This window comes from Nitrosospira sp. Nsp18 (assembly GCF_900103145.1).
Taxonomy (GTDB): Bacteria; Pseudomonadota; Gammaproteobacteria; order Burkholderiales; family Nitrosomonadaceae; genus Nitrosospira.
Window position 1 is genome coordinate 53,289 of record NZ_FMWY01000003.1, and the last position, 15,209, is coordinate 68,497.

Consider the following 15,209-nt stretch of genomic DNA (forward strand, 5'->3'; position numbering starts at 1 on the left):
CAGATGAACGCCGCGATCTGTCCAGGCGGCCCTTTACGAATAAATCCGAGGAGATGAACGTGCAGGCAAAACAAGTCAATTCCGAATCAAGAATTACCGAGCAGGAAACTGCTGCAGCGGCGGTGGCGGAGGGCGCCCCAGCTCCAATTTTCGAGCAGTTTACCCCCGGTCAGAAGATGCAGATTCACAACGACATCGACATGATCATGGATATCCCCGTTCAACTCACTGTGCAATTGGGGCGTACCAAAATCGCTATCAAGAATCTGCTCCAACTGGCACAAGGCTCGGTCGTAGAACTCGACGGCCTGGCAGGGGAGCCGATGGACGTGCTGGTCAATGGTTATTTGATCGCCCAAGGCGAGGTTGTAGTGGTCAACGAAAAATTTGGCATTCGTTTGACCGATATCATCACGCCGAGCGAGCGGATCCGCAAATTAAACCGCTAAGTTTGAAGGCGACGAATTCAGGTATGGATGAGATGAAGATCGGCGGCATTCGCAACAGCACATTTGCGCATTTCTCAGGCAAGAGCGCATGTTTTATAAACTCATCATATCGCGATGACGTCGCGCGCCACCCCAAAGGTTTTCCGGCCGGATCAATACCTTTTCTGGCTCCGCTGTCATTGATATTGTATACATTGCCAGTGACTACCATGGCACAAACGGTAGCATCAGATACAACGGGTAGTGCCGCCTCCGGCGGAAGCATGCTCCAGGTCATACTCGGTCTAGGATTGGTGCTCGCTGTAATGGCGGGTTCCGCATGGTTATTGAAGCGCTTTGGCGGGCTCCAGCAGAGGTCCGGGGGCGGTATCAAGGTTATAGGCGGCTCGGCTGTCGGTCAGCGCGAGCGGGTTGTGCTGGTGGAAGTCGCCGATACCTGGCTGGTGATAGGCGTTGCACCAGGGCATGTCACAGCATTGCATAGCATGCCCAAGGGCGAGATTACCACCGGCACTGCTGATACCGTCGGCGGCGCCAGCACGGATCACCATTTTTCTGCCTGGTTCAGGAAGACAATGGCGAAGCGCGATGGTGAACGGCATGGCAAATAGCAGTTTTCCGTCCTGGACACGCATCGTGCTTGGGGTCGCGCTCGGAACAGTACTACTGGCCGCACCCTTGCTTGCGCTGGCGCAGAATCCCGGTTTGCCCGCGTTCACCAGCACGCCGGCTCTGGGCGGCGGGCAAAACTATTCACTAAGCCTGCAAACCCTGCTGCTGCTGACATCGCTCACCTTTCTGCCAGCGGCACTGCTGATGATGACCGGCTTTACCCGTATCATCATCGTACTCTCGCTGCTGCGCCAGGCACTCGGCACGCAGTCTTCGCCGCCAAACCAGGTGCTCGTCGGGCTTGCGCTATTTCTTACTTTTTTCGTCATGGGGCCGGTTTTCGACAAAATTTACGAAAATGCCTACGAACCTTACACCAGCAATAAGATAACAATGTCGGAGGCATTGGACAGAGGCGCTGCACCGCTCAAAGCGTTCATGATGAAGCAGACGCGGGAGGCGGATCTTGCGCTGTTCGTCAAGCTCTCCGGCGTCGAGCAACTGAACGGCCCCGAAGACGTACCATTGCGCGTACTCGTCCCGGCCTTTGTCACAAGCGAACTGAAAACCGCCTTCCAGATCGGCTTTGCGGTGTTTATTCCTTTTCTTATTATCGATATGGTTGTGGCGTCGGTACTCATGTCCATGGGCATGATGATGGTATCGCCCGCCCTTGTGGCATTGCCATTCAAGATTATGTTGTTCGTGCTGGTCGACGGCTGGCACATGCTGATCGGCTCGCTTGCGGAGAGCTTCTACCAATGACGTTGAGAATCATTTAACGGTTGGCAGGTAACCGGTTTTGAAATTTTCTCCGATCAGGGAGAAATGAATCGAGCAGAAATGTTTGTGGCAGCCATTACCAGTTAGCACCATATCGACTTTTAAGGATGAAACCATGACCCCCGAAAGCGTAATGACTCTGGGCCAGAAGGCCATGGAGGTAACACTGATGATTTCTGCCCCGCTATTACTGGTTGCTCTGGCGACCGGCCTGCTGGTAAGCATCTTCCAGGCCGCCACCCAGATCAACGAGATGACCTTATCCTTCATTCCCAAGCTCGTGGCCCTATTTACGGCTCTGGTACTGGCTGGGCCGTGGATGCTCTCGGTGATGCTCGATTATATGCGGCAGGTATTTGAGGGAATTCCAGCTTTAGTAAGCTAGCAATCTACATCTGACCTGAAGCTTGTAGGGCGTCAATAAGCGAAGCGCATTGCGCCGCATGCCGACGAGGGGTATGAGTCATATTGTTCGCCGGAGCGAATGGTGTAGGACGGTGATTGAAATGACTGGGTAATTGAGGGAAGCTCCCATGCGGCGCAATGCGCTTCGCTTATTGACGCCCTACGCCCCATGCTGATTTTACGAGCGGTGGGGTACACAGGAAAGGTGGAGAACGCAAACAGCTGAGTCGGTTCGACGGAAGGCTACCGGTTACGTCGCAAAGCCGGATCATCCACACAACCATCGGCTCGCTGACACAATCAGAAACGTTAGGATGCTTCTATAAATTTGAAGGTCAAAGTAAGACAAGACGCGAAAGAAATTCGGCTCACCGCATGATCTTGATATAGCGATAAAATTTCTTGAATAACACGCTATTACGGCCAGATCTTATAGAAGTGCCGTTATTTAAAAGTCCTTAAAGATACCCCTGGTGATCACCTTCAGTTCCGCCGATCTTGACGCATGGATGACCTCATTCCTGTGGCCGTTTGTCCGCATCCTGGCGCTGTTGGCGGCGGCCCCGGTACTCGGCAACACGGCCATACCCATGCGGGTGAAGATCGGATTGGGCGTTCTCATTACATTGATCCTGGCGCCCGCCATAGGCCCGCTTCCAGGCCTGGAGGCAGCTTCGCCCGCAGGACTGCTGGTGCTGAGCCAACAGGTCGTAATCGGACTGGCGATGGGCTTTGCCATGCGTATCGTGTTCAGTGCCGTGGAATTGGCGGGAGAGATTGCGGGTTTGCAGATGGGCCTGGGTTTCGCCACTTTCTTCACACCGCACAGCGATGGCAGTACGCTGGTAGTGGGCAAATTTCTCGGGCTGCTGGCGACGCTTGTGTTCCTCTCGTTAAATGGTCATCTGCTGATGCTGTCTGTGCTGGCCGAAAGCTTCAGCGCATTTCCCATCTCGGCCGAACCCTTTTCAGTCGGGGGATGGAGAAGGCTCGCCGAGTGGGGAGGCACAATTTTCCTGGCAGGCCTGCAACTTGCGCTGCCGGTCGTTGCAGCATTGCTGATCGTGAACCTGGCGCTTGGTATCCTGACGCGTGCCTCACCCCAGTTGAATGTCTTTGCAGTCGGTTTCCCGATCACGCTGATGGTGGGAATGGTCGTGTTGATGCTGTCGCTGCCTTACTTTATACCAGTGATTGAACATCTGATAACGCAAGGAATGGAAACCATGCTGCAGATAGCGCATGATGCTCGCCCTCCGACACCGTGAGAATGCCCCCATCCTGATCGCTATTCGAACATTTGCAATGCTACGCACAGCACTCAAAACCGGATCGAAGCGCGCTACATTTAATATATCGCATCGCCCGCAGGATACGATTACTAAAGTTATTTCACGAATTTGATATCTTGCGGCGGCGCATGACCATGAAACAGGCGAGGCCGATGCCCAGCAAGCTCAATGAACCAGATACGGGTAGCGCGTTTATCGCGAGTAGCTGTCCATTCTGATCCTGATAAAAATAATCGCCGAGCGAAGTCGAGCCTGGAAACAAACTATTATCCGAACCGGCATAAACCATGGTGGAATCATCCGGACTATCGCTGGCGCGTTGATAAAACAATAAAGGCTCGGATTTACCCCTATTTTTCTTGGCGTAAGCTATTTGTCCCGTGAGCTGCATTAATCCCCGGCCGCTCAAGATATCTTGAACCCCTTGTAACGTTCCGCTACCTGTTGCTCCCAGGAAATTTCCCGTCCCCCCCGTTATCTTGAAGATCGATTGTGTCAACGAAAAAATCGAGGGATAAATCGTCGGAGTAAGGTAACCGCTATAGTCGGCAAATAGTTCATCTCCACCCGATACCGTAAATACCATATCTCCAATAAAAGAGAAATTATTATTCCCAGCAGGGGCGATGCAATCGTTGCTCTCGATGGAAACTGCACCTAAGAACGAACTGAGCCCGGAACCCGTAGCCGTACCCCCGAAACTCGAAGCGCAATCAGGTCTATAACCCGTATGTTCCTGCGTGATTGCGCTGATTGACAACAGCGCGCTCTCAGCAGCCAGCGGCGCAATAACGGATGTGATTGCCAAAGCGGATGCCACGAGGTGCTTGATTAAATTTGAACTGACTGTTTTCAAGTTAACTCCCTTCAAGTGAATAAACAAGTTACAACGCGTCAGTATTTCTGCAGCCAACTGAGGTGTAAGTTTTGTCCCGGCGCAAATTTATAATGCCTGACCTTCTGCGTCAACCAAAAATTACTAAACATATTCAATGCAATGTGGCTCTTACTTCATGCGGACTTCTAACTTGTTTCCAACTTGTCGGCTTGACGGGGCTTTATTGGCGCCAGCACAAGGTTTGCATGCATGAGTCTGAGTCGTGACCGACCAATCTCCCACTCATGCGGAACAAGCTCTGAAACATACAATCCTTATACTCCAGCATCTCCTATGACGATATGACTCATATGGCTTATATGACCCTTATGGGCAGTACCCGACCAGTAATGCAGCACAGATATTGGACTCTTGAAAGGAATTGAACTTTTCGCAATTGATGCTAAAGTAAATTTATAGGCAGGGAAAACTGGAAGCTGAAATCGCCGCCATTTCCATCTTGTCCGGTTATCGCCAGGAGCTACGAAATGCCCATACTCGACCACAACACCTTCATTAATCGCTTGAGGGGAAAACTCATTGATACCGCCGAGCTTCAAAGCGCTCATCCGGATTTGAATGTGAGGCGTATATCCAGTAATGGCGTTATTGCAGGCACGACCCAAAACCTTGAGAGGTTGTGGGAGGTCATCGATAACTACGACCATGACGGTGATGTCAATACGATCTCTGACCCGCCGGCCTTGGCCATTGCGCAATGGTTATTTTCAAAAACAGGAGATCTCGCGCCGGGAAGAGACGAAACGCGAAATTGGAAGAAGGTTGCGGAACTGGGTGACAAGAGTATCACTGACAATAGCAACGCGCACAAAGCCGCTATCGACAATACCGGTATTGGCCTCTACTACGGCGACCACTCCCCTTTCCATGATGCTATCCTGAAAGGCGACCGACCAGCCCTGCAAACGAAAATAGATGCCATGAGCATGGGAAATTGGCGAATGGAATCGATCGAACCTGGGTCGATTATCATAGAAAGTACGTCCGGGCAAGCTGCACGGCTTAAGGAAAGTTCGTGTATCGGCTGGGTGATGGAAAACGTGAAGGCAGCCTTCGAAGGGGGCGGCTATGGTGAGCGTTTCGCTGAGATCAACAGAAGAGTAAAGGTTGCCGATCTGCGCGGCACCGTGCTCTGCGAGGAATTGCAGAAAGACGGGTGGACCGCGATTTTTTACTGCCCGAGAACCGCAGAAGACCTGGCGGACTCGAACGAGCGAGAGAAATTGGGCGCACTTAATATGGCAAAGGCGGGTGCACGCGTGTGGAAATCACCGATTCCGGGATCGGAAGGGGTACGCTGCGATGCGGTCATTACAGGCTACCGCGACGTCACGCCGGACCGCAACACCAAAATGATGCTTGAGAAGCTGGAGAATGTGCCTTTCTTCGTCGGTGTAGCGAATGGCGGCATACATACATTCGTAGGGCATAAAGGAAGCGTGTGCGATTTTCATTGGACTGCGCAGCCTGATGATAAAGACGCGATGACCGAGAACCCCGTTCGGCAATGGAAATGGGATACGGGACTTTATCTGGTGCCGCCGGGATATTGGTAAAGCCACCGGAATGGCCGGGAAGGCGGGAAACCTGATGTAATTAGCATGTCCCAATCGTTGCTATCCACCGGGTGCTGGCTCTGATGAGCCGCTCGCTGGAAAGAGTATAGGCGTAAAGGAGAGAACATGGGTGTTGACGGACAGCGCGGGTTATCCGGGGGATTGCAAATGCATGACAAACTCATAGTATTGACCACGCTGCTCATCGCGCCGCTGATTGCGGGTTGTGCCCAGATTAAATCTTTCTCTGTCACTCCGAGCATTGTATGTCCCGGAGAAACTGTCGAGGTCCACTGGAAGGCTTCAGACAAAATAGCTCTGGACGCGGCACCTCCCCTGGAGGGAACAGGGGAAGGACCCTCCGAAGGTTCGCGTTCTTTCGCCCCCACTGAAAACGTCCGATTTACGATCAAGGTTCCAGGCCTGCTCAAGAGCGCCCAGCGCGAGTGGGATGTGCAGGTGATACCCAGCCAGAGCGCCGGACTGCTGGGAGGCGTTGCCCAATGTGGCGGTAGCCCGCAGTCTGTATCAACATCGTTCACACTGCGGCAAAAAGACACCTCTTCACGAGTCCGAGCCGTGTCGATCGTAAATAACTATAATCGACCGTTGAGTGTCAGCAAGGAAGATATTGAGGTGGAGATACCCCCTCAAGGTACGACAGATCGCTTCAAAAATGCATCCGTTATCGGTACCTGGACGGTTCGTACCCCACTGGCTCCCGATGAAACTTGCGATAATGCGCTCGACGCGGTAAGGGGCCGATTAACCATCAGAACGCAGATGAGCTGCGAGGAGAGACCCGATGGCGGCTCTTGATCAGTTTCAGACCATTGTGATCGTGATGATGGAGAACCGATCCTTCGATCACGTTCTCGGGCACCTCAGCATGGCCCGCTTTGGCAACCGGAAGGATGTGGAGGGGTTGGTCGACCCCGAGACGAACTTCGACTATACCAATTTCCTGAATGGTCAAGGTTACCAGCCTTTCGAGTTGAAGGATGGACCCCTGCCGCATGATCTACCCCACAGCAGGGCTAGTGTAACCACCCAATTGGCAAAGACCGGCACACGCTTTACGATGAGTGGTTTCGCCGATGCCTATTTTCAGCAATCGGGAAGCAAGGTGAACGATCCCCCATCGCTGGGCTTTCTTTCGCCGGTCGATACGCCAATATCGAGTTTTCTTGCGGCACAGTATGCCGTGTGCGATAACTGGTTTGCTCCGCTTCCGACGGATACTCAGCCAAATCGCTCGATAGCCTACAGCGGCTATAGCTTGATTGAGAACACGAAGCCCCGTCTGATTCCAACCGTCAAGGAAAGCTTCGTGTTCGAGTGGCTGAATTCCCGAAATGTCAGTTGGCGGGTTTATCACTGCGGAATTTCATTCTTCACGCTTTTTGAACGCTTCCATGAGGAAGTATTAGGGCCTAATTTTCGCAGTTTCCGGCATTTTCCGGCGGATTTTGAGTCGGAATCCGCGGCGGAAATGCCCAGCGTGATATTCATCGAACCCGAATACAGCGACTCTCCTACCCATTTCGGCTGGACTCCCAACGACAACCATCCACCTACGCCTATCGGACCTGGCGAAAACTTCCTGCGCGATATTTACAGCCTGCTGACCCGGGATAGTGCTAAATGGAACCGTACGCTGTTGATCACTACGCATGATGAGCATGGCGGATTTTTCGACCATGTTCCGCCGCTCGCAATCCCTGCCGTGGTTCCGCCCCATGCGCTATTTTCGACGGCGTTTGAAAGCACCGGCCCGAGGGTTCCGGCTCTAATTGCGTCTCCATGGATCCCGCCCGGAACGGTTTTCAAGGGATCGATGGATCACACATCGATCCTGCAATTGCTGTCCGAGAAGTTCGCCGGGACGCCGGACTATAATGATGAGGTTGCGCGAAGGAGAAAACTGGGTATACAAAGCGTGTCGCAAGTACTCGCCGAGCCACTTGCCCAGCCAAGGACAGACATCCCCTCACCGCCACGGGAGACGATTTCCAGCACGATAGCGCAGACACCGCAACTTGAACCGCAGACCGATAGTCAGCAGGCTTTCAACGCGGCTGCCAAAGATCTTCTGAGGTACGACCGCAAGCGAGCGCTGGAAAAATATCCTGAGCTTGTGCACCTCCCTGAAGAACCTCCTCCGGCTTCCCCGAAGTAACGCCGCACACGCCGCACCTTCGCTTTCACTATCGCCATCGTTTTTTCAGGCAAGTACTTTCGCGATGCGTCCGAGCGCGTTTTCCAGGTTCGCCATGGTGGTGGCGAAGGAAAGACGAATATATCCTTCGCTTCCGAACGCAGAACCCGGCACCACCGCCACGCCGCCGTGTTCCAGGAGATATTCGCTAAAGGCGATATCGCTGCCATCCTTGATATCGCCTTTGGCATGCAATTCACTAATCGCCTTCCGGACGTCTGCGAAAGCATAGAATGCGCCCTTGGACAAAAGGCACTTGATGCCGGGGATGGCGTTGAGCGCATCGGTGACGAACCGGTTACGTTCCCTGAACGCGGCCACCATGGGTTCAATACAGGCCTGATCGCCGTTAAGGGCGGTTTCCGCGGCGATTTGCGAAATGGAAGTGGGGTTAGATGTACTCTGAGACTGAATGTTCTCCATGGCGGTAATGATGTTCGCCGGTCCCGCACAGTAGCCGATGCGCCAGCCCGTCATGGCATAGGCCTTGGATACGCCATTGAGCACCATGGTGCGCGGATATAGCTCGGGGCATGCGTTCAGTATGTTCACGAATTTGCCGCCGGAAAGCAGAATATGTTCGTACATATCGTCGGTGGCCACGAGAATATCGGGATGCTTGAGCAGAACTTCACCCAGGGCTTTGAGCTCATCCATCGTATAAACCCCGCCCGAAGGGTTGCTGGGGCTGTTGATGACGAACATCCTGGTTCTGGGAGTGATGGCTTTTTCCAGTTGCGCCGCGGTTATCTTGAAATCCTGCTCAATGCCGGCCTCGACGATTACCGGTTTGCCTTCCGCGATAAGAACGATGTCGGGATAGGACACCCAGTAGGGCGCGGGTATGATGACTTCATCGCCGGGGTTGATGACGGAAAGCACCAGATTGAAAAAGCTCTGCTTTCCGCCGCACGAAACCAGAATCTGGCGCGCAGCATAATCAAAACCGTTGTCGCGTTTAAATTTGGCAATGATCGCATTCTTGAGGCCGGGGGTGCCGCCCACTGCCGTATATTTTGTAAAACCCCTGTTGATGGCGGCAATGGCGGCATCCTTGATATGCTGCGGGGTATCAAAATCAGGTTCGCCGGCGCCCAGCCCAATGATGTCCTTGCCCTCTGCCTTAAGCCGTGCGGCCCGGGCGGTGACCGCCAAAGTAGGGGAGGGCTTGATGGCCTGAACGCGCTTTGAGAGTTCCACGATAATGTCCTTACGCTGATGCCGGCTGCGCCCGCATGGTAAAATTTGCTGGATAGCCGAAGAATGATTCCGAAACAACTGAGCCCGCGATTATACCTGTGATCCTGACCTTCCCCAATAGCCCTTATAAACTGCATCAGCTGTTCACGCCAGCCGGCGACCAGCCAGAAGCAATCGACAAGCTGGTGGAAGGGATAGGGGACGGCCTCGCGTTCCAGACATTGCTGGGCGTGACGGGTTCCGGCAAGACCTTCACCATGGCCCACGTGATCGCTCTGCTGGGGCGTCCCGCGATTATCATGGCGCCCAATAAAACACTCGCAGCTCAGCTTTATGCGGAAATGCGCGAGTTCTTTCCGGAAAACGCGGTCGAGTACTTTGTATCCTATTACGACTATTACCAACCGGAAGCCTATGTTCCTTCGCGTGATCTGTTTATCGAGAAGGATTCTGCGATCAACGAACACATCGAGCAAATGCGCTTGTCCGCCACCAAGGCGCTGCTTGAGCGAAACGACACCATAATCGTCGCCACGGTTTCATGCATATATGGCATCGGGGATCCGGTGGATTACCACGGCATGATCCTGCATTTGCGCGAACAGGAAAAAATTACCCAGCGTCAGGCCATACAGCGTTTGATCGAAATGCAGTACGAACGCAATGATTTTGAATTCGCTCGTGGGACCTTCAGGGTGAGGGGAGACGTACTCGACATATTTCCCGCTGAAAGTTCGGAAACCGCAGTGCGCGTATCGCTGTTCGACGATGAAGTAGAAAGCATGACGCTGTTTGATCCGCTCACCGGACACACGTTGAGAAAAGTGTCGCGTTATACGGTTTATCCGTCCAGCCATTATGTAACACCCCGAAGTACCACGTTACGCGCGATCGAAACGATCAAGGCCGAGTTGCGGGAACGCATAGATTATTTCCACCAGCACAACAAGTTAGTGGAGCTACAGCGTATCGAACAGCGCACTCGTTTCGATCTGGAGATGCTTAACGAATTGGGCTTCTGCAAAGGCATCGAGAACTATTCCCGGCATTTGTCCGGAAAAAAAGAGGGTGAACCCCCGCCTACCTTGCTCGACTATCTGCCGCCCAATACGTTGATGGTAATCGACGAGAGCCATGTCACCGTCCCTCAGATAGGGGGTATGTACAAGGGAGACCGTTCACGTAAGGAAAATCTGGTGGAATATGGCTTCCGCCTGCCTTCGGCGCTGGACAACCGCCCGCTGCGATTCGATGAATTCAGGAAGATAATGCCGCAAACGGTGTTTGTTTCAGCGACTCCCGCGGAGTTTGAACGAGTGCACAGCGGGCAAGTCGTAGAGCAGGTGGTACGACCCACCGGCCTGGTGGATCCGCAGATTGAGGTTCGTCCCGCCACAACCCAAATCGATAATCTCATGTCGGAAGTCAGCCTGCGCACGGCCAAAGGTGAACGGGTATTGGTAACGACACTGACCAAACGCATGTCCGAGGACCTGACCGACTATTTTTCCGACCACGGTATCAAAGTACGCTACCTTCATTCGGACATAGATACAGTGGAACGAGTGGAAATCATTCGTGACCTCCGGCTTGGGAAATTCGACGTGCTGGTCGGGATCAACCTGCTACGGGAGGGTCTGGATATACCCGAAGTGTCGCTGGTGGCCATACTGGATGCCGATAAGGAAGGCTTCCTGCGTTCCGAACGCTCCTTGATACAGACTATCGGGCGTGCCGCACGTCACATTAATGGCACCGCGATTTTATACGCCGACCGGATCACCAATTCCATGCGCCTGGCAATGGACGAAACCGAGCGCCGCCGCAATAAACAAACGTTGTTCAATCAGGAACACGGCATCACACCACGTAGCGTACACAAGCGTGTGAAGGATTTGATCGATGGGGTTTATAACATTGAAACCGCCCAGCAGCATCTCAAGGCAGCGCAAGTGCAAGCGCGCTACGATTCGATGAGCGAAGTGCAGTTGGCCAAGGAAATCAAGGCATTCGAGAAGCAAATGCATGATGCCGCAAAAAACCTGGAATTCGAAAAAGCGGCAGAATATCGGGATGAGCTAAAAAAGTTAAAAAACAAGCTCTTTGTTGGGTTTGTTGAACCAGAATCTGGAAAAGACCTGAAAAAAACAACTAAACATCAGAAAATGCGGAAGGACGCATAATACTTTTATGCATTAGGTGTTTACCTTCCAATATTAATGTTATTTCAAACTAGTTAACTATCGTTGCTGAATTGACGAAGATAATTTGATCAAAGGTTCGATTGAGCGTTTTGCTATTGAAGTTCTTCATAACCAGGCTTTGTTCAAAACGAACACGATCTCCTATTTTTACTCTGGTGGTTGGGGCGGCGATCCAGAAGCGTTTTTCAGTATTGGCCAGTTCCATGTAGGTATAGCCTGGCGCATCCAGCGTAGAAAGCACTTTGCCCTCATTGCTCGGCATTCCCGCCGCCGCGCTCGCCGTATTGGTACCCGCCTTTTCGGCAAGCACATGTAACGGGCTCAGCAGTAAGAGTCCAATGGAAAAAACTACCGTTAGATGGGATATTTTCAAAATTGTCTCCAGTATCAATAATATTGGCAGGACGAAATCATACACCTCAATTCTTGAGGTTCCAACCGAAAAAAGCTGTCTCTCCCTAATAGCGTAGGGTTTCAGCTGCTTATTTTTGCTGAGAGGAAAGAAAATTAAGGGCTTCCGGTCCAGGGATCAACCTTGCGATCAGGCTGAGGACCAGATTGCCCAGGGGCAGATCGGGGATCAAATACAAAAAGGGAAGGTGTTGAGCCACTATCCAGCGCTGTCGGGGTACCAGGCAGGGTACGAGGCATCACCATGATGCCAGGGGCGAGCGTACTTTCTGTCGCAGATTGCCCCTGATGTAAGGCGCTGATGGCGTTAACACCCGCCTGATGGTGCTTGCGTGCGCAAATTGCAGTTCCTTCCTCTATGCTCGTTCCTGCTTTCTGCTCCGCCGCTTCACAGGCCAATCTTTGATAAACAGCCATATAATCAGACGCTTCTTTGTACTGGCCGGCTTTCATCAGTTCTTTCACGTGAAGCTGTGCGTCCTTGAACTTGCTTTGGGGATCCGGCTTTTGAAATATCGGAGGAGCGTCCGCCGCCGATGCGACGGTTGAAATGATTGCGGTAAAAATTGCCAGAACTATAAGTTTCATGTTTTCTCCTTTCAATGAATGGAGTTTGAGAATTATAAGACGGCGCCTAAAAAAACCCGTAACGCTTATTTACTCACTCAATAATAAGCCGTTTTTAACAAGTTTAAAAGTGAAAGAACGAGAACAATCGAACAGTTTTAAGTCGGGGTCCAAATCGCACGGATCCTGTTCCCATACAAGAGTTCCGGCGCCAGTGCCGGCCCTTCAATGGCTTATATGTGGATACCAAATTCAAGGCGGCCCAGATTGGGGCATAGTGAATATTGTATGATCATACACAGCAACGCTGCTTTTTTCATTGCGGGCCGTGAGTATTCGAGAAGGAGAATCTTCATGCTGAAGCGTTACCCAGAAAAAGGCCCGGCAAAGAGTAGTCGGCCTTGCCGGGCCAGAGACGCCTACTACAAGAGGGAGAAAAAAGTAGACGTCCGGCGATAGTTTGTTCGATCGGCTTCAACGACTCTGTTCCCAACCGCACATAAGGGAAAATTTATTTACATCCGCCGCAGAGATTATTTTAATTTGCGCATAATGTATATTATGTTAAATTGGATAAAAACATTGAGGCGGATCGAATGCGATGGCCATTATTCCTTTTTTTCCGTTAAAACCTTCTTTTCCGTTAAAACAGGCCAATCGACAAACGCAATGACCAACAGTAATATCAGGACTCCTCCTGGAACCAATGCGAACAATGCCAGTTCCGGCTTAAAACCGGCTCGTTTATGTATTCTCCAGAATGGCACGACAAAAAAAATGGTTGCAGCCACCAGCCATTGTAAAACTCCGAATTGACTCATATGACCTCCACACGAATTGCTCATCTTGAAATGATGAAATTCGTAAATATGTAATTTTCGCGATCGACCTTGCTATACCCGCTTAGCGGCATTTAAAGAAGGTCTTGTTGAGCCAAGCGTATGTACTTATGACCTGGAAAATTCGAAAGATCGGCTTTGTGGGTAAACTGGCCCGAGCGCTCCCATTTCATTGCTTGCAAAGATCTTCCGTGTGTTTTTCATCCAGGGCTATATTTTGCGGGATAATGGGCGTTCCAACTGGACAAATCAAAATCTCCCTATGCATCTCTCAATTATTATTCCGGCTTTTAATGAAGAGCGTCTGATCGAAGAATGTTTGCAATCTATTTCTACATCACTCGCCGCAAATTACAAGCCCGGCTTCACCTCCGAAATCATCGTGGTGGACAACAACTCCACTGACAACACGGCCGATCTGGCAAGACAGGCAGGCGCCCGAGTCGTGTTTGAGCCGATCAATCAGATCGGCCGGGCACGCAATACTGGCGCGGCTGAGGCGACAGGCGACTGGTTGCTGTTTGTGGATGCCGACAGCTACTTAAATACCGGGCTGCTTGCCGATATCCTGCGGCTTATCGAGGATGGCAAGAGCGTAGGCTGTGGCAGCACGATACAAATGCCGGGATTGCCGTGGTGGGCGAGCGCGACTTTGAAGCTCTGGACCGGCACCTCCGTTCTATTTGGCTGGGCGGCTGGGGCGCTGGTCGTATCCCGCAGCGATGCGTTTCGCGACATTGGCGGCTTCGACCAGGAACTTTACGCCGCCGACGAAATAGGCTTGAGCCAGAAACTCAAAAAATGGGGACAACAACGCGGGCTTCAATTTGTCATCTTGACAAGACATCCCCTGGAGTCGTCGCCACGCAAGGTGCAGCTTTACTCCGCCGGAGAGATTACCGGCCAGATCCTGCGCGTCATGCTACACCCGCGCCGGTCGTTGCAAGACAAGAAGCAGTTGCCGGTCTGGTATGACGGGCGGCGTTAAAAACAGACTCGTCGTTTTAGCAGTCCCTGCAGTTGAAATGGCGCTAACACATTCAGCCCGATTTCAACCCGGTTTGAGCCAGGATCAACTGCAACTAACTGACGAGGTTGGCGGTGACGTTGCCAGTTCTCTTTTATTCACGCCAAGTGCAATTTCTGTTGCAATTTTTTCTCCTCGGGTCACCCTAAATGATGGGCATGACGGGATACCAACTCATACGCTAGCTCGTCATTATTTTGATAAAATCCTGCCTCGCTTATTTTTTCTCAAGAGGGTGGCATGAATTCAGTCTTTAAACGGTATGTATTGGGTTTCCTAATTGCGCTATTTCTTTCAGGATGCGCGACCCATACACCAAGGAAGATGTATAAAGGTGAAATAAAAAACGAAAAAGATGTTGCAACTATTATTGGAATAAACGACTGGACGAACTGGAACAGGCCTGTAACCTTAAGGGTCCATAAGCTTGACGGTGAGACATTGTACGGATCGCCGAATGTTCTTCATGTTGATCCTGGAAGCCATGAGCTAGTGTTATCCGTAAGTCATGACCGTATGATGGCCCTAAAACTACCGGTACTTAAGGTTTCCGTGAAAGCCGGGCAGGTATATCAACTCGACTATCGATTAATCGAGCATCGAGCGAGCCTTAGAGAGAGTACTGGAACTGCGGTGTATTCGTTGCGGTATATAGGGGATCATAAGGATTACGAGGATTATTTAGCCAAGAACCCAGAATACAAGGCCGGTACGCCTTTATTCATTCCTTCTGCGGGCTAGGTCGTCC

At 51.8% G+C, this 15,209-nt stretch carries 17 protein-coding genes; 12 read left to right on the forward strand and 5 right to left on the reverse strand.

Annotation, left to right across the window (positions count from 1 at the left end; genetic code table 11):
- The first annotated feature begins 53 nt into the window (after positions 1-53).
- The 5 genes from fliN (at position 54) to fliR (ending at position 3,517) form a co-directional block, all read left to right on the forward strand.
- Positions 54-449 carry a flagellar motor switch protein FliN gene (gene fliN / locus BLS94_RS02060; RefSeq protein WP_072767093.1) on the forward strand — a complete coding sequence of 132 codons (396 nt, stop codon included), beginning with the start codon at positions 54-56 and terminating at the stop codon, positions 447-449.
- 23 nt (positions 450-472) lie between these two features.
- On the forward strand, positions 473-1,060 hold the full coding sequence (gene fliO, locus BLS94_RS02065; protein WP_256325243.1) for a flagellar biosynthetic protein FliO: 588 nt from the start codon (positions 473-475) through the stop codon (positions 1,058-1,060).
- On the forward strand, positions 1,050-1,826 hold the full coding sequence (gene fliP / locus BLS94_RS02070; protein ID WP_090957639.1) for a flagellar type III secretion system pore protein FliP: 777 nt from the start codon (positions 1,050-1,052) through the stop codon (positions 1,824-1,826). Before fliO ends, fliP begins: the two co-directional genes overlap by 11 nt.
- 133 nt (positions 1,827-1,959) lie before the next feature.
- A complete protein-coding gene (gene fliQ / locus BLS94_RS02075) occupies positions 1,960-2,229 on the forward strand; it encodes a flagellar biosynthesis protein FliQ (RefSeq protein ID WP_025039698.1) in 270 nt (89 codons plus the stop codon).
- A gap of 493 nt (positions 2,230-2,722) precedes the next feature.
- Positions 2,723-3,517 (forward strand): flagellar biosynthetic protein FliR, encoded by a 795-nt coding sequence (fliR, locus tag BLS94_RS02080; protein ID WP_090957560.1) that lies wholly within the window; start codon positions 2,723-2,725, stop codon positions 3,515-3,517.
- 124 nt (positions 3,518-3,641) lie between these two features.
- On the opposite strand, the gene BLS94_RS02085 is transcribed toward fliR, so the two are convergent.
- The gene (locus BLS94_RS02085; RefSeq protein ID WP_090957561.1) at positions 3,642-4,397 is read right to left on the reverse strand and encodes a hypothetical protein; all 756 of its coding nucleotides are present in this window, start codon (positions 4,395-4,397) and stop codon (positions 3,642-3,644) included.
- A 509-nt stretch (positions 4,398-4,906) separates the two neighbouring features.
- On the opposite strand from BLS94_RS02085, the gene BLS94_RS02090 reads away from it, so the two are divergent.
- The 3 genes from BLS94_RS02090 to BLS94_RS02100 all read left to right on the forward strand — a co-directional run bounded on the left by BLS94_RS02090 (position 4,907) and on the right by BLS94_RS02100 (position 8,174).
- Positions 4,907-5,995, forward strand: coding sequence for a hypothetical protein (locus BLS94_RS02090; protein WP_090957562.1), 1,089 nt, complete (start codon positions 4,907-4,909; stop codon positions 5,993-5,995).
- Positions 5,996-6,121: 126 nt separating this feature from the next.
- Positions 6,122-6,814, forward strand: a complete 693-nt coding sequence (locus BLS94_RS02095) for a hypothetical protein (RefSeq protein ID WP_090957563.1) — start codon at positions 6,122-6,124, stop codon at positions 6,812-6,814.
- Positions 6,801-8,174 carry an alkaline phosphatase family protein gene (locus BLS94_RS02100; protein ID WP_090957564.1) on the forward strand — a complete coding sequence of 458 codons (1,374 nt, stop codon included), beginning with the start codon at positions 6,801-6,803 and terminating at the stop codon, positions 8,172-8,174. Before BLS94_RS02095 ends, BLS94_RS02100 begins: the two co-directional genes overlap by 14 nt.
- A 45-nt stretch (positions 8,175-8,219) precedes the next feature.
- Here the strand turns inward: BLS94_RS02100 and BLS94_RS02105 are convergent, their stop codons facing one another.
- The gene (locus tag BLS94_RS02105; RefSeq protein ID WP_090957641.1) at positions 8,220-9,413 is read right to left on the reverse strand and encodes a pyridoxal phosphate-dependent aminotransferase; all 1,194 of its coding nucleotides are present in this window, start codon (positions 9,411-9,413) and stop codon (positions 8,220-8,222) included.
- 98 nt (positions 9,414-9,511) lie between these two features.
- Here BLS94_RS02105 and uvrB point away from each other — a divergent pair, with 98 nt between their 5' ends.
- Positions 9,512-11,596 carry an excinuclease ABC subunit UvrB gene (uvrB, locus tag BLS94_RS02110; protein WP_090957565.1) on the forward strand — a complete coding sequence of 695 codons (2,085 nt, stop codon included), beginning with the start codon at positions 9,512-9,514 and terminating at the stop codon, positions 11,594-11,596.
- 49 nt (positions 11,597-11,645) lie between these two features.
- Here the strand turns inward: uvrB and BLS94_RS02115 are convergent, their stop codons facing one another.
- The 3 genes from BLS94_RS02115 to BLS94_RS02125 all read right to left on the reverse strand — a co-directional run bounded on the left by BLS94_RS02115 (position 11,646) and on the right by BLS94_RS02125 (position 13,416).
- A complete protein-coding gene (locus BLS94_RS02115) occupies positions 11,646-11,927 on the reverse strand; it encodes an NrfJ-related protein (protein ID WP_256325244.1) in 282 nt (93 codons plus the stop codon).
- A 197-nt stretch (positions 11,928-12,124) separates the two neighbouring features.
- Positions 12,125-12,616, reverse strand: a complete 492-nt coding sequence (locus BLS94_RS02120) for a hypothetical protein (RefSeq protein ID WP_072767028.1) — start codon at positions 12,614-12,616, stop codon at positions 12,125-12,127.
- 587 nt (positions 12,617-13,203) lie between these two features.
- Positions 13,204-13,416, reverse strand: a complete 213-nt coding sequence (locus BLS94_RS02125) for a hypothetical protein (RefSeq protein WP_256325245.1) — start codon at positions 13,414-13,416, stop codon at positions 13,204-13,206.
- A gap of 280 nt (positions 13,417-13,696) precedes the next feature.
- Here BLS94_RS02125 and BLS94_RS02130 point away from each other — a divergent pair, with 280 nt between their 5' ends.
- From BLS94_RS02130 to BLS94_RS02135, 3 genes are read left to right on the forward strand one after another with little or no spacing between them, the layout of a single operon-like run.
- Positions 13,697-14,422 (forward strand): glycosyltransferase family 2 protein, encoded by a 726-nt coding sequence (locus BLS94_RS02130; RefSeq protein ID WP_090957644.1) that lies wholly within the window; start codon positions 13,697-13,699, stop codon positions 14,420-14,422.
- A complete protein-coding gene (locus BLS94_RS14450; protein ID WP_143021633.1) occupies positions 14,406-14,705 on the forward strand; it encodes a hypothetical protein in 300 nt (99 codons plus the stop codon). The genes BLS94_RS02130 and BLS94_RS14450 overlap by 17 nt, the downstream gene beginning before the upstream one ends.
- Complete coding sequence (locus tag BLS94_RS02135) at positions 14,702-15,202, forward strand: hypothetical protein (protein WP_090957566.1); 501 nt, start codon at positions 14,702-14,704, stop codon at positions 15,200-15,202. The genes BLS94_RS14450 and BLS94_RS02135 overlap by 4 nt, the downstream gene beginning before the upstream one ends.
- Positions 15,203-15,209 lie beyond the last annotated feature (7 nt).